The 21,160-nt window shown below is 45.1% G+C and carries 15 protein-coding genes and 6 pseudogenes; 6 read left to right on the top strand and 15 right to left on the bottom strand.

The window, feature by feature from the left end; genetic code table 11:
• Positions 1-9: 9 nt before the first annotated feature.
• From CS022_RS10820 to CS022_RS10810, 3 pseudogenes are all read left to right on the top strand, one after another.
• Positions 10-3,101: pseudogene (locus CS022_RS10820) on the top strand (efflux RND transporter permease subunit).
• A gap of 307 nt (positions 3,102-3,408) precedes the next feature.
• Positions 3,409-4,562: pseudogene (locus CS022_RS10815) on the top strand (efflux RND transporter periplasmic adaptor subunit).
• Positions 4,537-7,703 (top strand): annotated as a pseudogene (locus CS022_RS10810) (efflux RND transporter permease subunit). Before CS022_RS10815 ends, CS022_RS10810 begins: the two co-directional pseudogenes overlap by 26 nt.
• 60 nt (positions 7,704-7,763) lie before the next feature.
• Here CS022_RS10810 and CS022_RS10805 read toward each other — a convergent pair.
• The gene (locus CS022_RS10805; protein ID WP_235869457.1) at positions 7,764-8,060 is read right to left on the bottom strand and encodes a hypothetical protein; all 297 of its coding nucleotides are present in this window, start codon (positions 8,058-8,060) and stop codon (positions 7,764-7,766) included.
• A 303-nt stretch (positions 8,061-8,363) separates the two neighbouring features.
• On the opposite strand from CS022_RS10805, the gene CS022_RS10800 reads away from it, so the two are divergent.
• A complete protein-coding gene (locus CS022_RS10800; protein WP_129122289.1) occupies positions 8,364-8,564 on the top strand; it encodes a hypothetical protein in 201 nt (66 codons plus the stop codon).
• A gap of 130 nt (positions 8,565-8,694) precedes the next feature.
• Here the strand turns inward: CS022_RS10800 and CS022_RS10795 are convergent, their stop codons facing one another.
• Positions 8,695-8,946, bottom strand: coding sequence for a hypothetical protein (locus CS022_RS10795; protein ID WP_129122288.1), 252 nt, complete (start codon positions 8,944-8,946; stop codon positions 8,695-8,697).
• 486 nt (positions 8,947-9,432) lie between these two features.
• On the opposite strand from CS022_RS10795, the gene CS022_RS10790 reads away from it, so the two are divergent.
• Positions 9,433-9,774, top strand: coding sequence for a DUF1428 family protein (locus tag CS022_RS10790; RefSeq protein ID WP_129122287.1), 342 nt, complete (start codon positions 9,433-9,435; stop codon positions 9,772-9,774).
• Here the strand turns inward: CS022_RS10790 and CS022_RS10785 are convergent.
• From CS022_RS10785 to CS022_RS25325, 6 genes and pseudogenes are all read right to left on the bottom strand, one after another.
• Positions 9,768-10,331 (bottom strand): type 2 periplasmic-binding domain-containing protein, encoded by a 564-nt coding sequence (locus tag CS022_RS10785; protein ID WP_129122286.1) that lies wholly within the window; start codon positions 10,329-10,331, stop codon positions 9,768-9,770. The two genes, CS022_RS10790 and CS022_RS10785, sit on opposite strands and share 7 nt — an antisense overlap.
• Entirely contained in the window at positions 10,328-10,843 is a 516-nt protein-coding gene (locus tag CS022_RS10780; RefSeq protein ID WP_145964508.1) for an extracellular solute-binding protein, read from the bottom strand. Before CS022_RS10780 ends, CS022_RS10785 begins: the two co-directional genes overlap by 4 nt.
• A gap of 129 nt (positions 10,844-10,972) precedes the next feature.
• Positions 10,973-11,263, bottom strand: a complete 291-nt coding sequence (locus CS022_RS27315) for a CBS domain-containing protein (RefSeq protein WP_129122284.1) — start codon at positions 11,261-11,263, stop codon at positions 10,973-10,975.
• A pseudogene (locus CS022_RS10770) lies at positions 11,155-12,509 on the bottom strand (chloride channel protein). Before CS022_RS10770 ends, CS022_RS27315 begins: the two are co-directional and overlap by 109 nt.
• A 278-nt stretch (positions 12,510-12,787) precedes the next feature.
• Positions 12,788-13,707 (bottom strand): annotated as a pseudogene (locus tag CS022_RS10760) (mechanosensitive ion channel family protein).
• Positions 13,708-13,823: 116 nt separating this feature from the next.
• Positions 13,824-14,090 carry a hypothetical protein gene (locus tag CS022_RS25325; RefSeq protein ID WP_201746260.1) on the bottom strand — a complete coding sequence of 89 codons (267 nt, stop codon included), beginning with the start codon at positions 14,088-14,090 and terminating at the stop codon, positions 13,824-13,826.
• Here CS022_RS25325 and CS022_RS10755 point away from each other — a divergent pair.
• A complete protein-coding gene (locus CS022_RS10755; RefSeq protein WP_235869455.1) occupies positions 14,080-16,614 on the top strand; it encodes a M4 family metallopeptidase in 2,535 nt (844 codons plus the stop codon). The genes CS022_RS25325 and CS022_RS10755 overlap by 11 nt on opposite strands.
• Here CS022_RS10755 and CS022_RS10750 read toward each other — a convergent pair.
• The 7 genes and pseudogenes from CS022_RS10750 to CS022_RS27305 form a co-directional block, all read right to left on the bottom strand.
• Positions 16,607-17,128, bottom strand: coding sequence for a DUF4136 domain-containing protein (locus CS022_RS10750; protein WP_161569607.1), 522 nt, complete (start codon positions 17,126-17,128; stop codon positions 16,607-16,609). The two genes, CS022_RS10755 and CS022_RS10750, sit on opposite strands and share 8 nt — an antisense overlap.
• Before the next feature lie 121 nt (positions 17,129-17,249).
• The gene (locus CS022_RS10745; RefSeq protein WP_129122279.1) at positions 17,250-17,441 is read right to left on the bottom strand and encodes a hypothetical protein; all 192 of its coding nucleotides are present in this window, start codon (positions 17,439-17,441) and stop codon (positions 17,250-17,252) included.
• 165 nt (positions 17,442-17,606) lie between these two features.
• The gene (locus CS022_RS10740; RefSeq protein ID WP_201746256.1) at positions 17,607-18,629 is read right to left on the bottom strand and encodes an oxidoreductase; all 1,023 of its coding nucleotides are present in this window, start codon (positions 18,627-18,629) and stop codon (positions 17,607-17,609) included.
• The gene (locus CS022_RS27685) at positions 18,626-18,904 is read right to left on the bottom strand and encodes a beta/alpha barrel domain-containing protein (protein ID WP_145964506.1); all 279 of its coding nucleotides are present in this window, start codon (positions 18,902-18,904) and stop codon (positions 18,626-18,628) included. Before CS022_RS27685 ends, CS022_RS10740 begins: the two co-directional genes overlap by 4 nt.
• A 208-nt stretch (positions 18,905-19,112) precedes the next feature.
• Positions 19,113-20,036 (bottom strand): 5-oxoprolinase subunit C family protein, encoded by a 924-nt coding sequence (locus CS022_RS10735; protein WP_129122278.1) that lies wholly within the window; start codon positions 20,034-20,036, stop codon positions 19,113-19,115.
• Positions 20,026-20,408: pseudogene (locus CS022_RS27310) on the bottom strand (5-oxoprolinase subunit B family protein). Before CS022_RS27310 ends, CS022_RS10735 begins: the two are co-directional and overlap by 11 nt.
• Positions 20,294-20,722, bottom strand: a complete 429-nt coding sequence (locus CS022_RS27305) for a carboxyltransferase domain-containing protein (protein ID WP_129122276.1) — start codon at positions 20,720-20,722, stop codon at positions 20,294-20,296. The pseudogene CS022_RS27310 and the gene CS022_RS27305 overlap by 115 nt, the downstream one beginning before the upstream one ends.
• Positions 20,723-21,160: the final 438 nt, after the last annotated feature.

The raw sequence follows: 21,160 nt of genomic DNA, 5'->3' as shown, positions 1-21,160 counted from the left end.
GGTTGCTGAATGACTGAGCAACAACACAAAGGACTGATTGCGTACTTCGCCAGAACCCCTGTCGCTGCAAATTTAATGATGATGTTCATCGTCATTATGGGAGCGGTGAGCTACACCTCTATCCAACGACAGATGTTCCCCAACATCGAAATAAATTACATCAATATAACGGCCTCATACCCCGGCGCTTCCGTCTTGGATATCGAAGAAAACATCATCATAAAAATTGAGGACGCGCTGAAAGACGTCAATGGCATTAAGAAGGTGGTGTCGGAAGCCAAAAGAAGCAGAGCCCGCATGTCTCTTGAAATCGATAAAAAGCTCGATTTAGACGACACGCTGATCAAAATAAAAGAGAAAGTTGATGCTATCTCTGATTTCCCTGACGACATGAAGCCTCTGAACGTAAGGACGTTCGAGTTTAAACAGGATGTCCTTCAGCTCGTGTTGGTGGGCAACAGGACTGTTGAAGAGCTGGCCCCTTTGGCAAGGAAAATTGGCGATGAGATCCGAAATCTTCCGCCTGTTTCAACCGTGAATGTTTGGACGCCCACACCTGAAATCGCTATTGAGGTGTCGCCGGATAATTTGAGGAAATACAACCTTACGATTCAGCAGGTTAAAAACGCAATTCAGAGCCACTCATTGAGTATCTCGGCCGGGCAGGTGAACACTGCTAAAGGAATCATTTTTGTTCGCATTGAGAAACAGGCCAAGCTTGGTGATACTTTCAGTCGTCTACCGATTATTACGGGAAATAATGGAGCGACGGTAAGGCTTGGCGATATCGCCAAAATAAAAGACGGTTTCACAGAGCGGGAGAGATACGTCAAGTATTCTGGCATGAACGCCATCAGCTTATCGGTGAAGGCGACAAAAAATGAAAACATGGTCGATATTGCTGAAAGCGTCAATAAATACCTTGAGGAAAAGCAGCTGCCAGCCGGTGTGCGTATCGAAACAATTGTTGATATGACGTACTACCTGAATGCGCGTCTAGATATGATGCTCAAGAATCTGCTGCAGGGTGCTATTTTAGTCGCTCTACTTCTGGGCATATTTCTGCGGGTAAAGCTGGCCTTCTGGGTCATGATGGGGCTGCCAGTGGCATTTCTTGGTGCCGTCATGTTGATGCCAGTGATGGGCGTCAGTATCAATGTTGTGACCTTATTCAGCTTCATTATGGTACTCGGCATTGTTGTTGACGATGCGATTGTCATTGGTGAGAGCGCCAGTGTAGAAATCGAGAAACATGGTGGAGGCGTCGATAATGTTATACGAGGTGCGCAGCGTGTGGCGACCCCGGCCACCTTTGGTGTTTTAACGACGATCGCCGTTTTCAGTCCCTTCCTCTTCTCATCAGGCGGTAACAGCGCGTTTTTCTTCGGTATAGCGGCGGTTGCTATTCTCTGCCTGGCATTCAGTCTTGTTGAGTCGAAACTCATTCTCCCTGCGCATTTGGCGCATGTCAGATTCTCGGATGTGTCCGAGACAAGCTGGCGTTTTAAGTTTAATCGTCACTTTTTCGGCTTTGTAAATGGCACATACAAGCGCTTTCTTACTCTGTGTTTAAGATGGCGATGGTCGGTACTGTGCATTTTTATCGGCCTTTTGGTCCTCAGTGTAGGCCTTGTTAAAGGGGGATTCATAAGAACCACGTTAGTACCCAAAGTACCGCATGATTTTCCGGTAATTAATATTACGATGGGCAACAGCACCGCCAGTGAACAAACAGTTAACGCTATAAAGACCGTTGTTGGTGTCATTGAACAGGTTGATAAAGATGTAGAAAAAGAAACGGGCTTAAAATCTATTCAAGACTTGCTCGCCTTCAATCGCAGCGATACGGAAGCAACCATAGTCGTCAAATTAGCCGATGAGAACGAACGGCCTCTCAACGCATTCGAAATATCTCGTCGGTGGCGGGATATTATGCCAGCAATGCCAGGTGTTCAGTCTTTGGTCATTAAAGATACGGTGAACGCCAGAGGTGAAACTGGCGATGACTTTGGCTTTTTGCTTTTCAGTAACGATATTGCTGAGGTCAGCCGTGCTGGTAGATATCTAATGGAGCAGTTGTCAGGGAAAGAGGGCATCTATGATTTGTCTTCGACGATTGATTTGAATAGTCAGGAACTTCGCTTGTCGTTAAAGCCCGTTGCTTATGACCTCGGGCTGACACTTAAAGCGGTTGGCCAACAGCTCTCGGAAGGGTTTTACGGTACTGAAGTGCAAAAAGTCCTTCGCGATGGGGAAGAAGTTGCAGTCAAAGTCAGGTACCCGAGGAATATAAGAGACTCTATTGCATCTTTGCAATATGCCGTCATTACAACGCCAGCAGGCAGCCAGGTTATGCTGGGGGACATCGCAAATGTCTCTATGGTACCCGGCACCAGCGAAATTCGCAGAGAGAACAGGCGTCGCGGTGTTTATGTCTATGGCTCAATTGATGAGGAAATCGTAGAGCCAGACGACGTGATTGAAAGTATGAAAAACAACCAGCTCAAAGACCTTCAACGGCGTTTCAGTAACACCACCATCGAGCTAAGTGGCGCTGTCGAAGAGGAACGAAAAGAGAGAAACGAGCAGCTTGGCTTTTTTATCGCCGCACTGATACTTGTCTATATTCTGTTGGCGGTGCCACTCAATAGTTATTGGCAGCCGCTCATCATTATGTCCGTCATTCCCTTCAGTTTTATCGGCGCTATATGGGCACATTTCGCCTTCAACGTAGATATCAGCATGACTTCAAGTTTGGTTTGGTTGCGGCGGCGGGTGTTGTTATCAACGACTCCTTAGTGATGACTGATTTTATCAATCAAATCAGAAAGCGAGGTATCAGCGTCGCGGAAGCAGTGGTTGAAGCGGGCTGTCAGCGTTTTCGGGCGATAACACTGACATCGATTACGACGTTTGCTGGTGTCTTACCCATCATGTTTGAGACCAGTTTGCAGGCGAGGTTTGTTATTCCTATGGCCGTCTCGCTGGGTTTTGCCGTTTTGTTTGCCACTCTGGTAACGCTTATTCTGGTGCCTTGTTTGTATTTAATGTTGCTTGATCTCTCTTTGATATTTAAATCGACAAATCGGCAGCCTCACTAAAGCTTGTGAATGACTCTTCAAACAAACTTCCTCAGTGGATTTCTCACCAAATTGAGAAATTTCACCAAAAATTAGTAAAAAGCACTCAAAACCCCTCGTTACCTCTTCTCTAGAAGCCCAACGGACACTGGCTCATCGGTGAGTCTTAATTGGTATACTTGTTGCATTTAGCATACAGATTGACCAATAATGTTGCGTGTAATTTTGTGATAGAGAGTCCAAAGTCAGAACTGTAATCCTGAGCTTTTGACACGTCCTGTTGACTTAATGCGTAGACAAAAATAACTGAAAACAATTAAGGGATAATATGTTTATCAAAGTGTTACGTTGGCTAATGCCTCTTCTTGTTTTGGTTGGCTCAGGTGTTGTTTTTTCAGCGCTTGCCGACAACAAACCTGAACCTGAAGAAAAGGCAAAGATTCAAACCGAACCCACTGTGAGTACAGAACCTGTTTCTGCTATTGATCACAGCGTACGCATTACGGGTTACGGTGAACTAACTCCCGTCGAAGCTACTCAACTTTCTTCCCAAGCGTCTGGGGCCGTAACTAGCTGGCATCCTAATTTTGTTGTGGGTGGTATTGTTAAGCGTGGTGAAGTTTTATTTTCAATTGAGAAAGAAAACTATGAAGCTGCAGTACTGCAGGCAGAAGCAAACCTCGCATCCGCAAAAGCAATGTTGGTAGAAGAAAAAGCAAAAGGCCAAGTTGCAGCGCGTCAAGCCAAAAGCCTGAGCAGTAAGCAGATAACAGATTTATACCTGCGTAAACCGCAGCTATTAAGCGCTCAAGCAAACGTAAAATCAGCACAAGCAGCGTTAAAACGGGCAAAACGTGACCTTAAAAATTGTGATGTCGAAGCGCCTTTTGATGCGCTAGTTGTCTCTCGCGATATTGGTGTTGGTCAGTTTGTTAGCACAGGTAGCCGTGTTGCGGTACTTAACAATGTCGAGTCTGCTGAAATACAGGTTCCGATCCCGGGTTTGAGAACAAATTTTTGCCAGCAAATGTCGAAGGCATTGCTGCCACCGTTACTGAGAAAGGTGACGTGAATTTGGTTAGAAACGGCACCATCGTTCGTGATTTAGGCGTTGTAAATAGTACAACAAGAATGACGAGCTTAGTCGTAAGAGTCCAAGACCCGTATGGCCTGAATTCAGGAAAGTCTCCGTTGAAGTTTGGTTCATTCGTTGAGGTCGCTTTCGATGGTAACCGACTCAAACAAGTATTTAAGCTTCCTCAAGAGCTTGTGAATGACAACCTAGTATGGATTGTTAACAAAGACAGCGAGCTTGAACCACGTAACGTAAACGTTGTTCGTCAGTCAGGCGCGTTTTTCTATGTTGAAAATGGCCTGCAGGATGACGACCAAGTTGTATTGACGTTGCCTGATTATCCTTCGCGTGGCATGGCTGTGGTAAACGCGAAAGCAGATGATGCTGCCGCTGAATCTGTCGAGTAAGGTGGAAGAATATGCAGACCACGAAAGAAAAGGGCCTGATAGCTACTTTGCCAATAACTCGGTTGCTGCAAACCTGTTGATGATATTCGTTATCATTATCGGACTTGTGAGTTATTTGACGATACAACGTCAGATGTTTCCTAACATCGACTTTAACTATATCAGTGTTACTGCCTCTTATCCCGGTGCATCGCCGCAGGAAATTGAAGACAGTATCTTGATAAAAGTTGAGGAGTCATTGAAAGATGTCACTGAAATTAAAAAAATGACGTCAAGGGCTAACAGAGCCTCAGGAAGTTTGACCCTTGAAATAAACACTGATGCCGACATCAAAGAAGTGCAAGATAAGGTTAAGCAAAAGGTCGATTCGATTTCAGGCTTCCCTTCGGCTATGGAACCGATTTCGGTAACTCAGATAGAGTTTAAGCAAGATGTCGTGGAGCTGGTACTGACAGGTGATAGGCCAACCGAAGAGCTTAAACCTATCGGTAGAGAAATTGAAAAAGAACTCTTGCAACTGAGTAACGTTTCGATTGTTGAATTCAATGCGCCTGCTGAAGAAGTGGCCATTGAGATAGAGCCCGAGACACTGAGAAAGTACAACCTGACATTAAACGATGTCACTGCTGCGATCCGTCGTTACTCTTCGAATTTTTCCGCAGGTCAGGTCAATACGAATAGCGGTCTTATCTCCGTCCGTATTGAAAATCAGTTTTATCGTGGTGAGGAGTTTGCGCAAATCCCGGTAAAGTTGGGACCGAATGGTTCGAAGGTACTGTTGCGTGATATTGCCACTATCAAAGATGGATTCACTGAAGGTGATCGTTACTTCAGCTACTCAGGTCAAAATGCGATTTACTTTTCTGTCAAAGCAACTGCTTCGCAAAACTCCATTACAGTAGCAGACTCAGTCAATAAGTACGTTGAGCAGAAGCGCGACACATTACCAAGAGGGTTAGAGCTGGTACCTGTTGTTGATATGACGTACTACCTTAATGGCCGCCTGGATATGCTGCTCAAGAACCTGATGCAGGGTGCTATTCTGGTCGCCATCCTTTTGGGTATCTTCTTGAGGCTCAGACTCGCACTATGGGTGATGGTCGGGCTGCCCGTCTGTTTTCTTGGCGCGATTATGCTGATGCCGGTTTTCGGCGTCACAATCAATATTATTAGTCTGTTCGCGTTCATCATGGTTTTGGGTATTGTCGTTGATGATGCCATTGTGATGGGGGAGAGTGCGTACACCGAAATCGAAAAAGATGGTGGTGGTGTTGAGAGTGTTGTGAGAGGGGTGAAGAAAGTCGCGACCCCAGCAACATTCGGTGTACTGACATCCATTGCTGTATTTGCACCCTTTATGATGGCAAGCGGGCCTATGGGCCAATTCTTCACCAACATCTCTGCTGTGGTGATTCTCTGCCTGATATTCAGCTTGATTGAATCCAAACTGATTCTCCCGGCTCACTTGGCAAATACAAAGTTCTCACCCATCAAAGAAAACAGTCTTAGGGCTAAATTTAACAAATCCTTTTTTGCATTTGTTAATGGTCCATACCGTCGTTTTGTAACATCTTGCATCAAATGGAGATGGACGACATTTGCAGTTTTCTGTGGCCTATTGTTAATCAGTACAGGGCTGCTCAAGTCTGGCGATGTCAGATTTGTTCCCAGCCCGAAGGTGCCTAATGACTACCCGGCAATCATGGTCACTATGAATGACACTGTGTCGAGTGCGCAAACACTTGATGTGGTCAAAAAGCTGGAATCTATAGTATCCGAGGTTGAAGAAAAGGTTGTTGAAGAGACAGGCAAGCCAATGGTCGACGGCGTCTTGTCGTTTACCCAAGGGCGGAATCAGGGCCGACTAGTCGTTAAGCTTGTTGATGAAGAGTTACGTCCACTCGATACCTTTGAGCTAGCCAGATACTGGCGCGAAGCGATTCCTTCAATGCCTGGCGTCAAATCGCTTACGATCAGAGATTCGCTGATCGGTGACGGAGAAGGCGGAGACTTTGGTTACCTGTTGTTTGGCTCAGATATTGAGACATTAAATAAAGCAGGTTTAGAGCTGATAGGCACACTTCAGCGACAAAAAGGTTTATACGATATCTCCTCAAGCATCGACAATGGCAGCAAAGAGCTTCAACTTTCATTAAAGCCGGTTGCCTATGACCTTGGTTTAGATCTGTCAATCATTGCTCAGCAAGTGGGTGGTAGCTTCTATGGAGGCGAAGCTCAGCGTGTCTTACGCGATGGTGAGGAAGTGCGTGTCATGGTTCGCTATCCGAAAGCCGATCGTGAAGCATTGTCCGCTCTTCGTTACACTGTTATTACTTCGCCCAATGGCAGCAAAGTGATGTTGGGTGATGTTGCGAATATTGTCGAAAAACCAGGGATCAGCTCGATTCGTCGAGAAGGTGGTTTCCGTTCAGTCTATGTTTACGGCTCAATCGATGATCAGGTTGTTGAACCTGGCGAGGTTGTGAAAAATATTCGCGATAACATACTCCCTGATTTAACAGCCAAATTCCCGAGTGTTAAAACAGAATTGAGTGGCTCGGTGGAAGAACAACAAGCTGAGATGGATCAGCAAATCCTGTTCTTCATTGCAGGTATGATCATTGTTTATATGCTGCTGGCTATACCGTTAAAAAGTTACGCACAGCCTCTTATTATCATGTCTGTGATTCCATTCAGCCTGACGGGCGCGATATGGGGACACTACTTCTTTGGCATTGATATGAGCAATATGTCTGTATTCGGTCTTGTTGCAGCGGCGGGTGTTGTTATCAATGACTCGTTGGTTATGACAGATTACATCAACAAAGCCCGTGCCAGCGGTCTGTCGGTGAAAGAGTCTGTCATTGAAGCGGGTTGTGCGCGTTTCCGTGCAATATTGCTGACATCCATTACGACTTTCGCTGGCGTATTGCCGATAATGTTTGAGACGAGTCTACAGGCCAGAATTATTGTCCCTATGGCGGTTGCACTGGCTTTGCCGTTCTCTTTGCAACCCTGCTGAGTCTGACACTGGTGCCGTGCTTGTATCTGATGCTTCAGGATATTGGCGGGAAGTTCCGCGCAGTCGCTGGTGTAAAAAGAGTATTCAATAGGAAACCAAAACCTACTACTCAGAGTTAATAGTGAATGACGAAAAAAGAGCAGCCATTTGGCTGCTCTTTTTATTTGAATCGAAATCTGTCACATACACTGGGCTAATTGACCTTTCTTAGTCGCTGCCATTACACAACCTCGCTCAGAGTCTGTGGCTGCCTGACATTGAGATACCAACGTCGCGTTATCGGGAGCCATACTACCAAGTACCTGCTTGGCGTGAGCCACAACCTGATTACATTGATCAACTGAGACTGCAGGGTGATCAGTGCATGCAGAGGTCAGAAGTATGCCAGAGGCGAAAAGTAAGCATGTAAAAAAGTGAGCGCTATGAGTCTTTTTCTCATATGGTGCCTGACGAACGGCATAGGTATTTTTTTTCATTGTAATACACCCTTTAGTAATGACTAATACTAAGGTAGAGTCATTGTTGGAAAATTGCACAATGATAGCCACCTACTGACTAAATCTGCTCAGTCAGTAAAATTAATGTTACCTATTAGAATGTTTCAAAATATTAATGTGATAGAGCTATTGAAAACTATTGTTTATCTCGTGGATGTCATGCAAAATCCGCCGCATAAATTATCATCTAAACACGTCTAGATATTTATAATTCCCCAACTTTCATGAATGCAATATTAGGCATTGTCTGTCGGAAGTTCTCTGGCTATAAGTGAATAAGGTATGAGAGAAAATGATTTGACTCAGGATCCCGTGGTTCTGATGTTGCTCGAAGATGTGAAGAAATATTTAAATGGCGATAAGAGTATTCTGGCAGAGGCGAAACGCTCAATTGAACTGCTTAGGAAGGAATATAATATCGGCCCGTGGTTTATATCAAAAACCTGTAATGTTGACTTAAATGATGTCAGCGAAATCTGGTAGTAATCGGCATATTAAGCTGTGGTTGTGCAACCAAGTACTTCTTTAGGTGTTGTTGAGTTGAATAGATAAAATCAGATTATTTTTGGTTTTTACTACGCCTCGGAGGGTAATCAGCTGAGGCGTAATAATGTTAGTCGAGGTCTTCTTGCCACGGCATTTCTGGCAACATATCTAGGTGCTCTTCATAGCGCTTCAAGTTAAATTCAGCGTCATTTTTGACGACATCATAAACTTCAATCATAAGCGCACATGCCATAAACTCTATGGCTTCTTCCCTACTATGACCTGTCATTCTGAGACGCATTAACGTTTCAGTCACTTTTTTGGGGTTATTGTCGGTTAGTTGATTTTCAACGATTTCGACCAGTTCTTCACCAGTCATAATTTTATCTTCCACTTTTGCTGTCTCTGATAGGAAAATGTGTCAGGCATAAAACCATCTTTGGCGACTTGATGCAAAGTGCTTGCTCGTAATTTCTATCCAAAACGACGTGGTTGGCCAATATTTAATCAAATCGGCTCTGCTTTCTTCGAATACTGAAGCAATATTCTAGTCTGTGCATCGGTTCAGCCTCAACTTACTTTTCATAGTTATCAAAGAGCAAAAGCTTTATTACACTTAATGAGAGTAATATTAAAAGAGAAGGGAAACCGCACCGGATAAAACCCCAGAAGTTAGCGTATGTAGAACTATTGAAGCGTCTCATTAATGAGTCATATTTATTGCCTTGAGTTCATGATAATAAATCAAAATGATTCCGTATCCCAAGAAGGTTTTTCATTGTTAACAAGTGGTTAGGTTTTAATACTAAAACTTGATGGCGTGAGGGACACAAATAAAAAAAAGATACATAAAAGGAAGCTATTTATGATTTACGTAGATGGACTTGTTACTGCACTGCCCAAAGAGCTTAGTCAGTCATATATGGATTGTATCAGTGAATCTGAGGCTCTGGTTCGTACTTACGGGGCGTTAAAGATTGTCTCTGTTCAGGATGACAGGCTTGAAAAATATCTTGAAGATGACGATTTAAAACAAAATAGAAATGCGGTTGTGTTGTTTTGGATAATATGGCCTTCACATGAAGTGCGTCGATCGGGTATGGCTTCAATGCTCTCAGACCCAAGGTTAGAAGATATGGTTAATCCAGAAGTATTTCACGGTAAACGTCTGGAAGTCGCAGATATAAACGAATATACCCTTCACTGAAATCGTTCTCTTCTCGAAAAGTATGGGCTGGTATCAGCCCTGACTTTCACCTCTTTGCTTTTGTCACTCAGCCACAGCTCAAATTTTGTTTGCCTAAGCTTTTTCGTTGTTAGATACCAGGTACTGTCCTGTACCAAAACTTGATTGGCCTTTTTACCGTTTCGTTGCGCATTGAATGGATATTTTATTTTTCCTGAATACTCATCAACAAAGTGAACAGCTGAGTCTCGGGTAGGGTAGGCATAAAGGTTATATGCGGTATTTGCCATGTGGTCGGGACGCAGCGAGTAAGTTAAAAACTCAAATCCTTGCGCTTTATTCTCAGATGAAGTGGTAACTGCCCATGATATTGGAAGGCGAATATGACCGTCGTTTAGAACTTCGAGGCGAGTATCAACTTCGAGTGGCGCTAATTCGCTTTTAAGTCCACTTCCCATAACGACAGCCCCCGTAAGGAGCAACTCTTTTGCCTCGTATGGCTCGTTCCACCAAATAATGCTTGGATATATTCTATCGAGAGTTTTCAGGGCGATATCAATACCCCTTTCTGTGCTCAACAATGGTATATTTGCTGTATTGGCACCCCATTGGCTAATAGCGCCCACTCCAGAGCAATATCAGCCTTTTTTTGAAGCCCTCTTTTTCCTGGGTAGTCGTCAAGGTCAAAGAAATCGCTGATGTTTGTTGGTAATTGTGTAGCGAATACGGCCCTGTCATAGGCGATAACAACGGCGTCATACTGATGAGCGATTGAACAGGTGTGAATAAGGTGAGGAGCAAAGTCTGAAGATTCAAATTCCGCTTTCATCTTTGCTGATAGTGGAGTAAGAAGCCCGGATTGGCAGGCTTCAATTGCAACGGTCTCAGTGAGCTCTATAACGTCCCAATCTGGTGCAAAAAAGAGGTCAGCATTGCGATAGAGCCTATTGTTGTGGGGGCTATCCGCAATATAGATGTTCTTAAGTTCCGAGAAAGGCCTGTAGAGTGTTGATTGATAAGCATCCGAATAAGCGCCTCCACGACTTGAAATCGTCAAAGCGTCAGACAATGCTGGATACGACATCATCATGAAAACGAGTAGGAAGCAAAAACGGATAGTGACACCTGAAAATTGTTTTGTCCTTTTCAGGTTAGCGCACAAAATCGTATGTGGCGTTTTGAGTGAGTGTTCAGGGAGAGATATTTGCAGCGGAGCGTCTTATATTGATGCCCGTTCCTCTTGTTGGATTTGATGGATAATGTCCATGTATGCCGTAATGATGTCTGCCTCAGTGACAACGGCAACGAGCTTTTTATCGTCATCTATCACTGGAACAGCATCACCAACGAACCCCTCTAGACTCTCCATGGCTTCCCAGAGGGATGTGGACGAAGCAAAGATCAGGTTTGGTAGATGAAGCGCTCCTTCAATTGACTGATTTTGTGCGAAAATAGGGCGGTATGTACCGAGAAATTCACCCCCTGGCTGATGATATAGGCCTCGCTCCATGCTGATTTTTCGAGCTTCACATTTAATGATGTCGCTGACTCTTCAATACAGGCAATGGGGAAGTCGGTTCTGACCAGTGTACCGACTGAGGTCGCTTGCAAAATAGCTTTATCTCGACCCTCCGCGAGATTAATCCCTTTGCTCAACAACTGGCAATCAAACAACGAGCGACCCAGTGTTTTGGCTACAACGAGGTTGGAGAATACGACGGCGACCATCGCGGCGATTGTCAGTTCGTAGTTTCTGGTCAGCTCGAACACAATCAAGATGCAGGTTAATGGTGCGCCAATAACGGGACTTGTCACCGCCATCATTCCTGCGATGGAATAAGCGGTCACCCCGGAGTTCGGTATATTGAAAATTTCGTCTATCAACAGCCAGTTGAAGGCACCAAAGAGGATGCCTATAAGCAATAACGGGCTGAACACACCGCCAACAAAACCGAAACTGATACATAAAATTGTGACAGCAATTTTTGCAATGATCAGTACGGCCAACTCCTTGATGTCATACGCTCCTTCAATGGTGGCAAAGCGCATCGCTTCGGTACCGATACCCAGTATTTCAGGAAGTATTAGTGCAAACAGGCCCAATACAAAACCGGCGATAGCGGGCTTAACAAATGCGGGTAAGGGCAGTTCCTTGGCGTGACGCTGACTGCTGAGCAACGAGGAAATGAAAAACAAGGCAAGACATGCAGAGAGTAAACCTACAAGAATAAACAGGATAAATTCACCGCTGTTTTCCACGCCGGAAAACTCAATGAGAAATAAAGGCTCTATCTCGAAAATCTGGTCGGAAAAAATATATCCGGTTGCTGCTGAAATTGTGGTTGGCGCAAAAGCCGCATTGAGTAGTGACGAAGAATGACTTCATGCGCGAAGACCAAACCTGCAATAGGGGCACTAAAAGCTGATGAAATGGCGGCTGCCACACCACAAGCAATAAATATTGAACGATAGCTTTCAAACCCAAGTTGTAATTTTCGCAGTAAATCCCCTACAAGTGCACCCATGTATACGAGTGGACCGTATTGCCCGACAGAAGCGCCACAGCCGAGCGAAATAACGGCTGCAAGCGTAGAAACGAGTCCTGACTTAGTGTCAGGCATGGGTTGATTTAATTGCACGGCTTGGATGGTATCGGGTGGGCCGAGTGGCCTTTTCAAACCAGAGATGTAGCTAACCAGAAGGCCAGTCACAAGTCCACCTAATGTGGTCACTAATACAATGACGACAGGAGACATAAAAAAAGCATCGTAAAGTGTGGCTCTCGACAGTGGTGAGACAAACAAGTTGTCATTTAGCCATTGTATGGCGGCCACAAATCCGGTGGCCGCAATCGCGGTTACCATACCTATGACTATCGCACTGATAGCAACAACAGTGACACTGTAAGCTGATGACTGCTGGGGCTGTGATGTGTTCATCTAGCAGGAAAGAGAGATATCAGGTAGTGGTATACAGGACATAGGTTCACCTCCAGCTCTCTCAGCCAAGACAAGTTTTTACAAGAATAAGTGTGTTATTGATTATTGTTGATAATGAGAGAGTTGGTTGAATCTTTTTCTGTCGTATTTTCAGAGGTTGCCGTTTCTACTGAACGACTGTCAGCGTTCAGTGTGGCGAAATAAATGTCCATAAAGTCTTGGTATATCGCCTGCTCAAGTTCGCCTGCACGTTCTGTTGGGCAAAATAGCCGGAAGTGCATAAACGCATCGCCAAGTTTCGTGGTACCGATACTTGCGTGTGGATCAGGGCCGGGTAAATCAACACCTGCATGCCGCTCGATAACATAGTTATAGCGGGAGGCTATTTCGTAGAAATCCTCCACATGATGGTGAAGTCTCTCTTCCATATGGTGGAGTAATTGAAACAGGTTAAGGTTTTCTTTTATATAGATTGAAAACTCGTGATAGACATATCGCTTCATGAAGTTGAGGTTTTTTACTGGATTTGTAAAAAACAAACTGTTGGGGAACGTGACTGTTTTGCCTGTGTAGTTGTAGTTGCCATTTTTAAGGTCAATTTCCTGAATTGTTGTGGCAATCATATTGTGCTCTAGGACTTCCCCACACAGTGCTCCTACCTCTATCCAGTCACCAATCCTGAACGAGCGCGACACAGCGCGTTGAATTGATCCTGTGAAGCAAAGAATGATCTCTTTAGATGCAACGACAACAGCAACGGCTATTGCTGTCAGTGAGAGTGCAAATTCATTGATTTCTGATTGCCAAAGAATAAAGAACAGAAAAATAAGGCGGTCACGCTGCCGTTTTTTGTCCTCGAAATCCATTTTCTCTGCCCTTCACTCAAGAAGTCGGCTCTACCTCTGATCCACTTTATTAACAGGACACGGAGTGAAATGAATACGAGGAAAATCAATAGGGAAAGAAGTAGTTTGCTATCAGAGAAAAAAACAACGATTTGCTCAAGGTGGTTCATACAGCTTCTCTAGTTCCAATATCTTTCTGAAAACTATAGCCTGCTGCGGGGGATGCCAAACGTCGCATCTGCGCGAAGCGCGATGTCTATTCATTCATAGCGGTCCATTCCTAAATCTATACAAATGTATTGAGCCAATCTTGAGGGTGGTTAATGGGCATCTTCATTGTATTCGACGCCATTAATGCCTCAATAGATGACATATGCATCAAAAAAAATTCATATGTTCCTTTCGTAAACATCATTCTTTGACCACGATTAATGCGAGTAGCTTCAAATTTAATTGGTGGCTTTGATTTTATGAAAGGGATTTTATTGGTCATAGGAGCAGCGTTTTGCTGCGTTATATCGCTTTTTGCGAGCGCTGCAAAAATGACGGCCATAGACGACCCTTCTCTCCTACCTGATGCCACTCACCCCTTCCACAGTCGCTTGCGTGCTCAACCTTCGGGATTTCAGCTTGAGAAGGTTCTCGACTTGCCCAATGGCAAGGCAAAGTACATTTATCACCAACTCCACAACGGTATACCTGTCCGAAATGCGAAAGCAATTTCTGAGTTTACTCAGGGCAAGCACAATGTGGTTCGTGGCCAAATGATGCGTGAAATTGGTATTGAAGGGTTTGATGCTTTGCCATCTATGGATGGGAAAAAAGCGATGGAGATCAGCAGTAAGGGTATCTCTGGTACACCAATGTATCCTTATGTTGAAGCGGAGAATGAAAAAAGCGAACTGTTTATTTGGATGGATAAAAATGACCAAGCTCGTCTTGTGTACGTGACTAATTATTTTTTGCCAGCCCGAAAGCCGTCCCGGCCATATGCCATTGTAGATGCAAAAACGGGTGAGGTTCTAAAGCGTTGGGAGGGGTTGGCGCATGCGCAAGAATTCGGTCAGGGGCCGGGTGGTAATACCAAAACCGGCCAGTACTACTTTGGCTTAGACTACCCGGGCTTTATGGTCGAAAAATCGGGTAACCAATGCACCATGTCGAATCAATATGTATCGACAGTGAATTTGAATCACAGCACATCGGGTAACACGCCCTATACCTATACCTGTAATGATAGTTTAAACACAAATACAGTTAAATCCATCAACGGCGCCTATTCACCACTGAATGATGCACACTTTTTTGGCAAGCTGGTTTTTGACATGTACAAGGACTGGTTCAATCTTGCACCTTTGAGCTTCAAGCTTGTTATGCGTGTTCATTATGGCAATGGCTATGAGAACGCATTCTGGAACGGGAGCTCAATGACATTTGGTGATGGCGGTTCGTATTTTTATCCATTAGTTGATGTCAATGTGTCAGCACATGAAGTCAGCCATGGTTTCACTGAACAAAACTCTGACCTCGATTATTTCGGTATGTCAGGGGGAATTAATGAGGCTTTTTCTGATATTGCAGGTGAGGCTGCTGAGTTCTATTGGAAAGGAACTGTCGATTGGGTTGTCGGCCGAGATATCACTAAATCAGCGGGTGGCTTGAGATATTTTATTGACCCAACTGACGATGGTGTATCAATAGGGCATGCCAGTCAGTATACAGATGGGATGGATGTTCACTATTCATCAGGTGTTTTTAATCGAGCATTTTACCTGTTATCAGAAGAATACGGTTGGGGAGTAAAAAAGGCGTTTGAAGTTTTCGTTCTGGCGAATCGGACATATTGGACATCGAGCACTGATTTTGACGAGGGTGGCTGCGGCGTGAAAAATGCAGCCTCAGATTTGGGTTATGACACGTCCGATGTTGAAAATGCCTTTAATCAGGTTGGGGTCTATCCTTGCCGTGTATTGACTACTCTCAACGCTGGCGTCCCGATTTCAGGTCTATCAGGCGACGTTGATGATGAGCTGTATTTTAGTTTCTCTCTTACCTCCAACACTGACAGTGCATCTGTAACGTTAGCGGGGGGCACGGGTAATGCTGACTTAATGATTAAGTACGGCACACCACCACAATCAGGCAGTTATGACTGCCTGTCAGATGGCAGTGACAACACTGAGAGCTGCAGCGTGCCACTTCAAGGGCCCGGCCAGTACTATGCGGTGGTTAAAGGTATTTCGGTATTCAGTGGTGTGACCATCAACCTCGAGTCGACCATACTGCCACCTCAGGTACTTGAGATTGATAAGCCAATCGTTGATATATATGGAGCAAAAGGTGACGAGCAATTCTACTCATTCACAATGCCAGCTGATCTATCCTCTCTGCGTGTAAACACTGTAGGTGGAACGGGTGACGTCGATCTCTATGTGAAAAAAGGATCTTTACCCTCTAAAACTGACTATGACTGTCGCCCTTTCCGGTACGGCAATACGGAGAGCTGCGAGGTCGATGACGGCGAGGGCACTGAGTATTTTGTCATGCTCCATGCATACAGCACCTATGATGGCGTGACGCTGTCACTCTTGGAGGGTGATCTGAGTGATGCTGAGGGTTCGGCTGTAGCGGTTGCGCCCGGAGAGCCTGTCAGCAATTTGAGCGGCAACATTGATGATAAATTCTATTTTGTGTTGAACGTCTCTGACTTCCGTTCGAACAATTTAAGCCAAATTATACAGGCGACATTGAGTCTGGGAAGTGGTGACCCTGATTTGTACATTCGCAAAGACAAAGCACCGACGCAGTTCGAGTATGACTGCCGTTCGATAGGCCTGGGGACGGCTGAAAGCTGCACCGTAGATGCTTCAGTGAATGGTAATTATTATGTCATGATTTACGGCGCTAACTCGTTCAATGGCGTGACACTGCAAGTTAATCGCTCTGCTGGTGGGCCGAATCCATCATCTGACCAGTCCTCAGGCTCTTCCGGTGGCGCAATCAAATACATCCTGTTGGCATCTTTCTTGTTGCTCTTCCGGCGACGAAGCTCTGTGACAGTGCGAATTGTCACTTAACGGATTTTGCTAACTTCTCTTCTGGTAATGAAGAGAGCATTCGAGTCAGTATGATCGCGATGTCATCTTCGCCTGTCCAGAATTTGCTTTTGTCATGAAGCGTTAACTTGTCAGCATGATGCCTCCAAACCGTTTGTCCTTTATTCGTATCTACAAGCTCTACATGCACTTCGTTAACAACTTTCACATTTGTTCTGAAGGGCGTCTTTGTCGGTCTATCTGGGTTTCTGAAACTGTATAAAGATTGGGGTAGGTAGATGGTCGTTTGTACGCGTTTCCTTATGCCCGGTTTTACCAGAAGGTCGGCACTGTGCGGCTGCAACGTGTAACCCTTGCTGGTCATGATGCGGTTTACACCGATTGTAATTTGGTTGCTGCCCACAGTATTTGGATGACTGAATAATCGATAAGACGTAAATTTGGTATTAAAAGGCTCATTACAATCAAAACCCGGCATTGAGCCACATCCTGCCAATGTAAGCATCAGGGAGAGTGATAAAGCACGTTTATGCATTGTCAGTAATATCCATATTTCTGAATATATCAAGGGTAACAAGCAACCGGGAGAGTTCGTGTCTAACCCGAGAGACAATGTAAAAAGGCCCATATAGGGCCTTTGCGTATTATGTGAAATCCTAGTAGTAGGACTCGCAACCCTCATGAAGCTGAGGCTGATGCTGAATTTCATTACAATCGACGACATAGGCGTTATCGTCATCGAGTGGATTAACGGTCACCGTCCTCTCACTTGTGTTAATACTGGTTACCCTGCCAACCCCTTTTTGGCATTCGACCAACATGCCTATCTCAAATTCATTAATGTTCATCAAAAACTCCTGAATTTGTCACTACCTATCTATGTTTGGCATGTTTCTCACTGCAATTTTGTACACGTCTGTGTTGTGCGGTTTGTCTCGCGGCCATTGCAACAGAAACACCCAGGATTATACGTGAACTTTTTGCAGACTGATCAACGGGGGATTTTATCCCTTCTACATCATCAATCGTCTTCCAATTCCTATCTTGTATTCACGTATTAGGTGGGAGACCAATGCTCGTAATGGTGACATCGACATATCTGGACTATTGCCCTCGGCCATTCGCAGCATTTGCCTGTAATACCAGCTGACCTCAGCTTGAGCATTGAGCGCTCGGACATCATTGTATTTGCTAGTGGCCCAAATCCCTTTTCCCATGTCAAGAGAGCGAATCACGATGTCATCAATGCTGCCGTCCAGTAATTTGTTGGCGCAATCTGGATCGATGAGCAGTGGCCTTGCAAGCCCAATCATATCGACGTTTGAATCTTGGATTGCAGTGTTCATCGATGTTCTTGAACGGAAACCACCAGTAACAAGCAGAGGAACCTTGTGGTTCGATTCTTCAAGTGCTTTTTGTATGATACTGGCATATTCCAAGAAATAGGCCTCGCGCAACCGTGTACTCTCTCGTTGTTCTGATTTGGGTTTCTCAAGCGTACTGTCGTCACCTTTGCGACCGAATAGGGACAATTGTTCATAAGTGCCGCCGGAGATCTCTAATAAATCGATACCTTGCTCTGCGAGCCACACAGCGACTTGAGCACTTTCCTCAAGCGTAAACCCTCCTTTTTGGAAATCCGCCGAGTTTAATTTAACAGAAACTGGCGTTTCTTTACCCACGGCTTTTCGCACTTGTCTGACGGTCTCAAGCAAGAACTTGGCTCTGTTTTCCAGTGAGCCGCCCCAGGTGTCCGTGCGTTTGTTGGTCACGGGAGACAAAAATTGACTGATAAGATAGCCATGTGCGGCATGAATCTGAACCCCGGTAAACCCAGCCTCGATAGAAAGTTCTGCTGTATCAACATAATGCTGAATCGCCGTTTGAATTTCAGATTCCGTCATCGCTTTGGGTGGGGCAAAATTACTCAGGATTTTCAATTGTACGTCTGACGGTGAGTGGGGCTTCAATGAAACTAAGCGTGAACACTGACGACCGGGGTGGGATATTTGCGTCCAAATGTGTGTACCATTCACTTTTCCTGCATCAGCCACTTCTTGAGTTCGGCAATCCCATTTGCTCGGTTCACGACGACATTTCCTGGCCTTTCCAAAAAACGCGCATCGACCATGACGTTGCCTGTGATCAGCAGCCCGGCGCCTCCATGCGCCCAACGGCTGTATATGACAACGTGCTTTTGCGTGGCTTTACCCTTGATGTTCGCCATACCTTCAGTGGTTGCTGACTTGGAAATTCTGTTTTTTATAACTGCACCACAAGGCAGAGTGAGAGGCTGGTTTAGACTGTTCATTTCGGTCCCTTGAAAAACTGAATAAAAGCTCTATCGGTTGTAAGTATGGTTCAAATATTCATGGTGAGATTGTTAAAACACCGATTTCTCATTTGTGATGCTGAGAGGGGAACAGCTACATGGCGAAAGAGAGACTGAAGGACAAACCAAGTGATGGGTGGACGTTTGGTTTGTCGCTGCATATAAAATGTGGAAGGGGGGTATTTGTCTAACGTCGGTAGATGACTTCCTGAAAGAGTCTAAGTTCAGCTTCCGCGTGAGAAACGGAGAGAGGAGTAAACTTGATTTCACTACCCGGTCGGGACTGCGATAACCTGCTTGCCCCCAGAGCAGAGAGTGTTCCCACTTTGGGATATCCACCAATCGTTTGCCGGTCTTTCATTAACACAATCGGTTGACCATCAGGAGGGATTTGTACTGCCCCAAACCCGATACCCTCTGAGATCACATCATAACGTTCAGCAATAATTGGCTGACCTTCCAGTCTAAACCCCATGCGATCACTGTGTTGAGAGATCGTGAAAAAAGAAGAAAATAGTGTTTTTTTTGCATCTTCTGAGAACAATGCTTGCTGGCTACCGAGAATGATGCCGATCTCAAGAGGTGAATCGTAATCCGGAATCGCCCAGTTGGGGACCTTCGTGTTTATTCGAGAATCTGACAAGCTGAAAGGGATGTTGTCACCAGCTTCGAGTCTTTTGCCATCTCCATTCAAACCGCCTATTCCTTCACGGCAGACGGTCGAGCTGCTGCCAAGCATAGGAGAAACACGAAACCCACCATGAACGGATAAATAGGCCCGCATACCGCTGACAGGCCGCGTAAACCTCAATTCATCACCTTCCACTGCGTGGTAAGAAAACCATGAGGAGAGAGGTTTTCCATTGAGTGATGCCCCAAGATCAGCACCAGTCAGAGCAAAATATGTTGTTGCATGAAAACGGAATGAGGCCATCCCAAGCGTGACTTCAATTTGCGTTGAGTTCAGGTCATTGCCAAGTAACCAATTTCCCCAGCCATAAGCATGTTCATCCATCGGCCCGCCGGTTGTGACCCCTTGATTCTGATAACCAAATCTCCCTTTATCCTGAAGCAATGAGAGAGGGCCAGATTGGAGCACTTCAAGCATCATTGAACTGACCTCCCAACGCAACATACTCACTGCGCGAGATTTGCTCGAATGTCACCTCATCACCCACTGATAATCTTGCTGGTGGTGTCTTATCCCAGTCAAGCATGCTCATTGGGGTGCGGCCGATAATGTGCCAGCCACCTGGTGAAGAGGTCGGATAAACAGCAGTCTGTCTCTCTGAAATAGCGACGCTGCCTGCAGGCACTTGTAACCTTGGTGTGGACATTCTTGGCAGCGATAAGCCTCATGCGTCTCGCCTAAATAGCCAAAGCCCGGAGAAAAACCGACCGCGAATACGCGGTATGGACGACCCGAATGTAATTGAATAACCTCAGCAACAGACAAACCGCACTCAGACCCAACTGTATCAATGTCCCAGCAACATCGTTGCCATAATAAACGGGTATCGAGATGTGCTTGTTGTGTGTCTTGGTGGTTTCTGGCGGTTGGTCTTGAAGCAGTATTTGTAATTGTTCCGTCAGGTGTTTGCCAGAGACCATTCCTGCGTCAAAAGTGACGAGTATAGAATGATATGCTGGCACGATATCAAGCAAGTGAGGAGCGAGATAGTGTGTGATTGATAACGTCGCGTTCCTGACTTCGTCGCTTACTTCTGCACTATGCGTAATGCCAAAGTAAATGATTAAAGCACTCTCATTTACGGGTTCAATCTTAATGGTTGACATAGGTGGTTGAGCGTTTCCAATATTTTATCTTCTACATTCATAAAAGATGCAAGTTGCGTTAATAGCAAATTTATCAGTAGATTAAGATGCTGGGAATGATGTGAAAAGCTATTGCTGCCGCCCGTGAGACAGTTAAATACGGTAATAACTGGCAGCATCTATGGCTTGAGGAGAAGATTCAATGCCGATATTCATTGTCGGCCTTTTTTTGAGATAGAGCTCTATACTGCGGGGAGATAAGCAGTAAGGGTACGGGAGGATGTGGTGGATTGTTGCCACTTATATCTTTCCATTTAAATGTGCGACTGGGTGTCAGCATGGTGTATCGACCAAGATCCCTACGCTAACTCTTCGTTGCAGTATATTATCCTGCAAATTAGCGGTGTTCTTTGTGATGCTTTTGATGATAGCAGCATAAAACCGCCAAAACTAAGCAGA

Source organism: Veronia nyctiphanis, assembly GCF_004116385.1.
In the GTDB taxonomy this organism is placed as follows: Bacteria; Pseudomonadota; Gammaproteobacteria; order Enterobacterales; family Vibrionaceae; genus Veronia; species Veronia nyctiphanis.
This window is presented reverse-complemented; position numbering and strand designations above follow the sequence as displayed.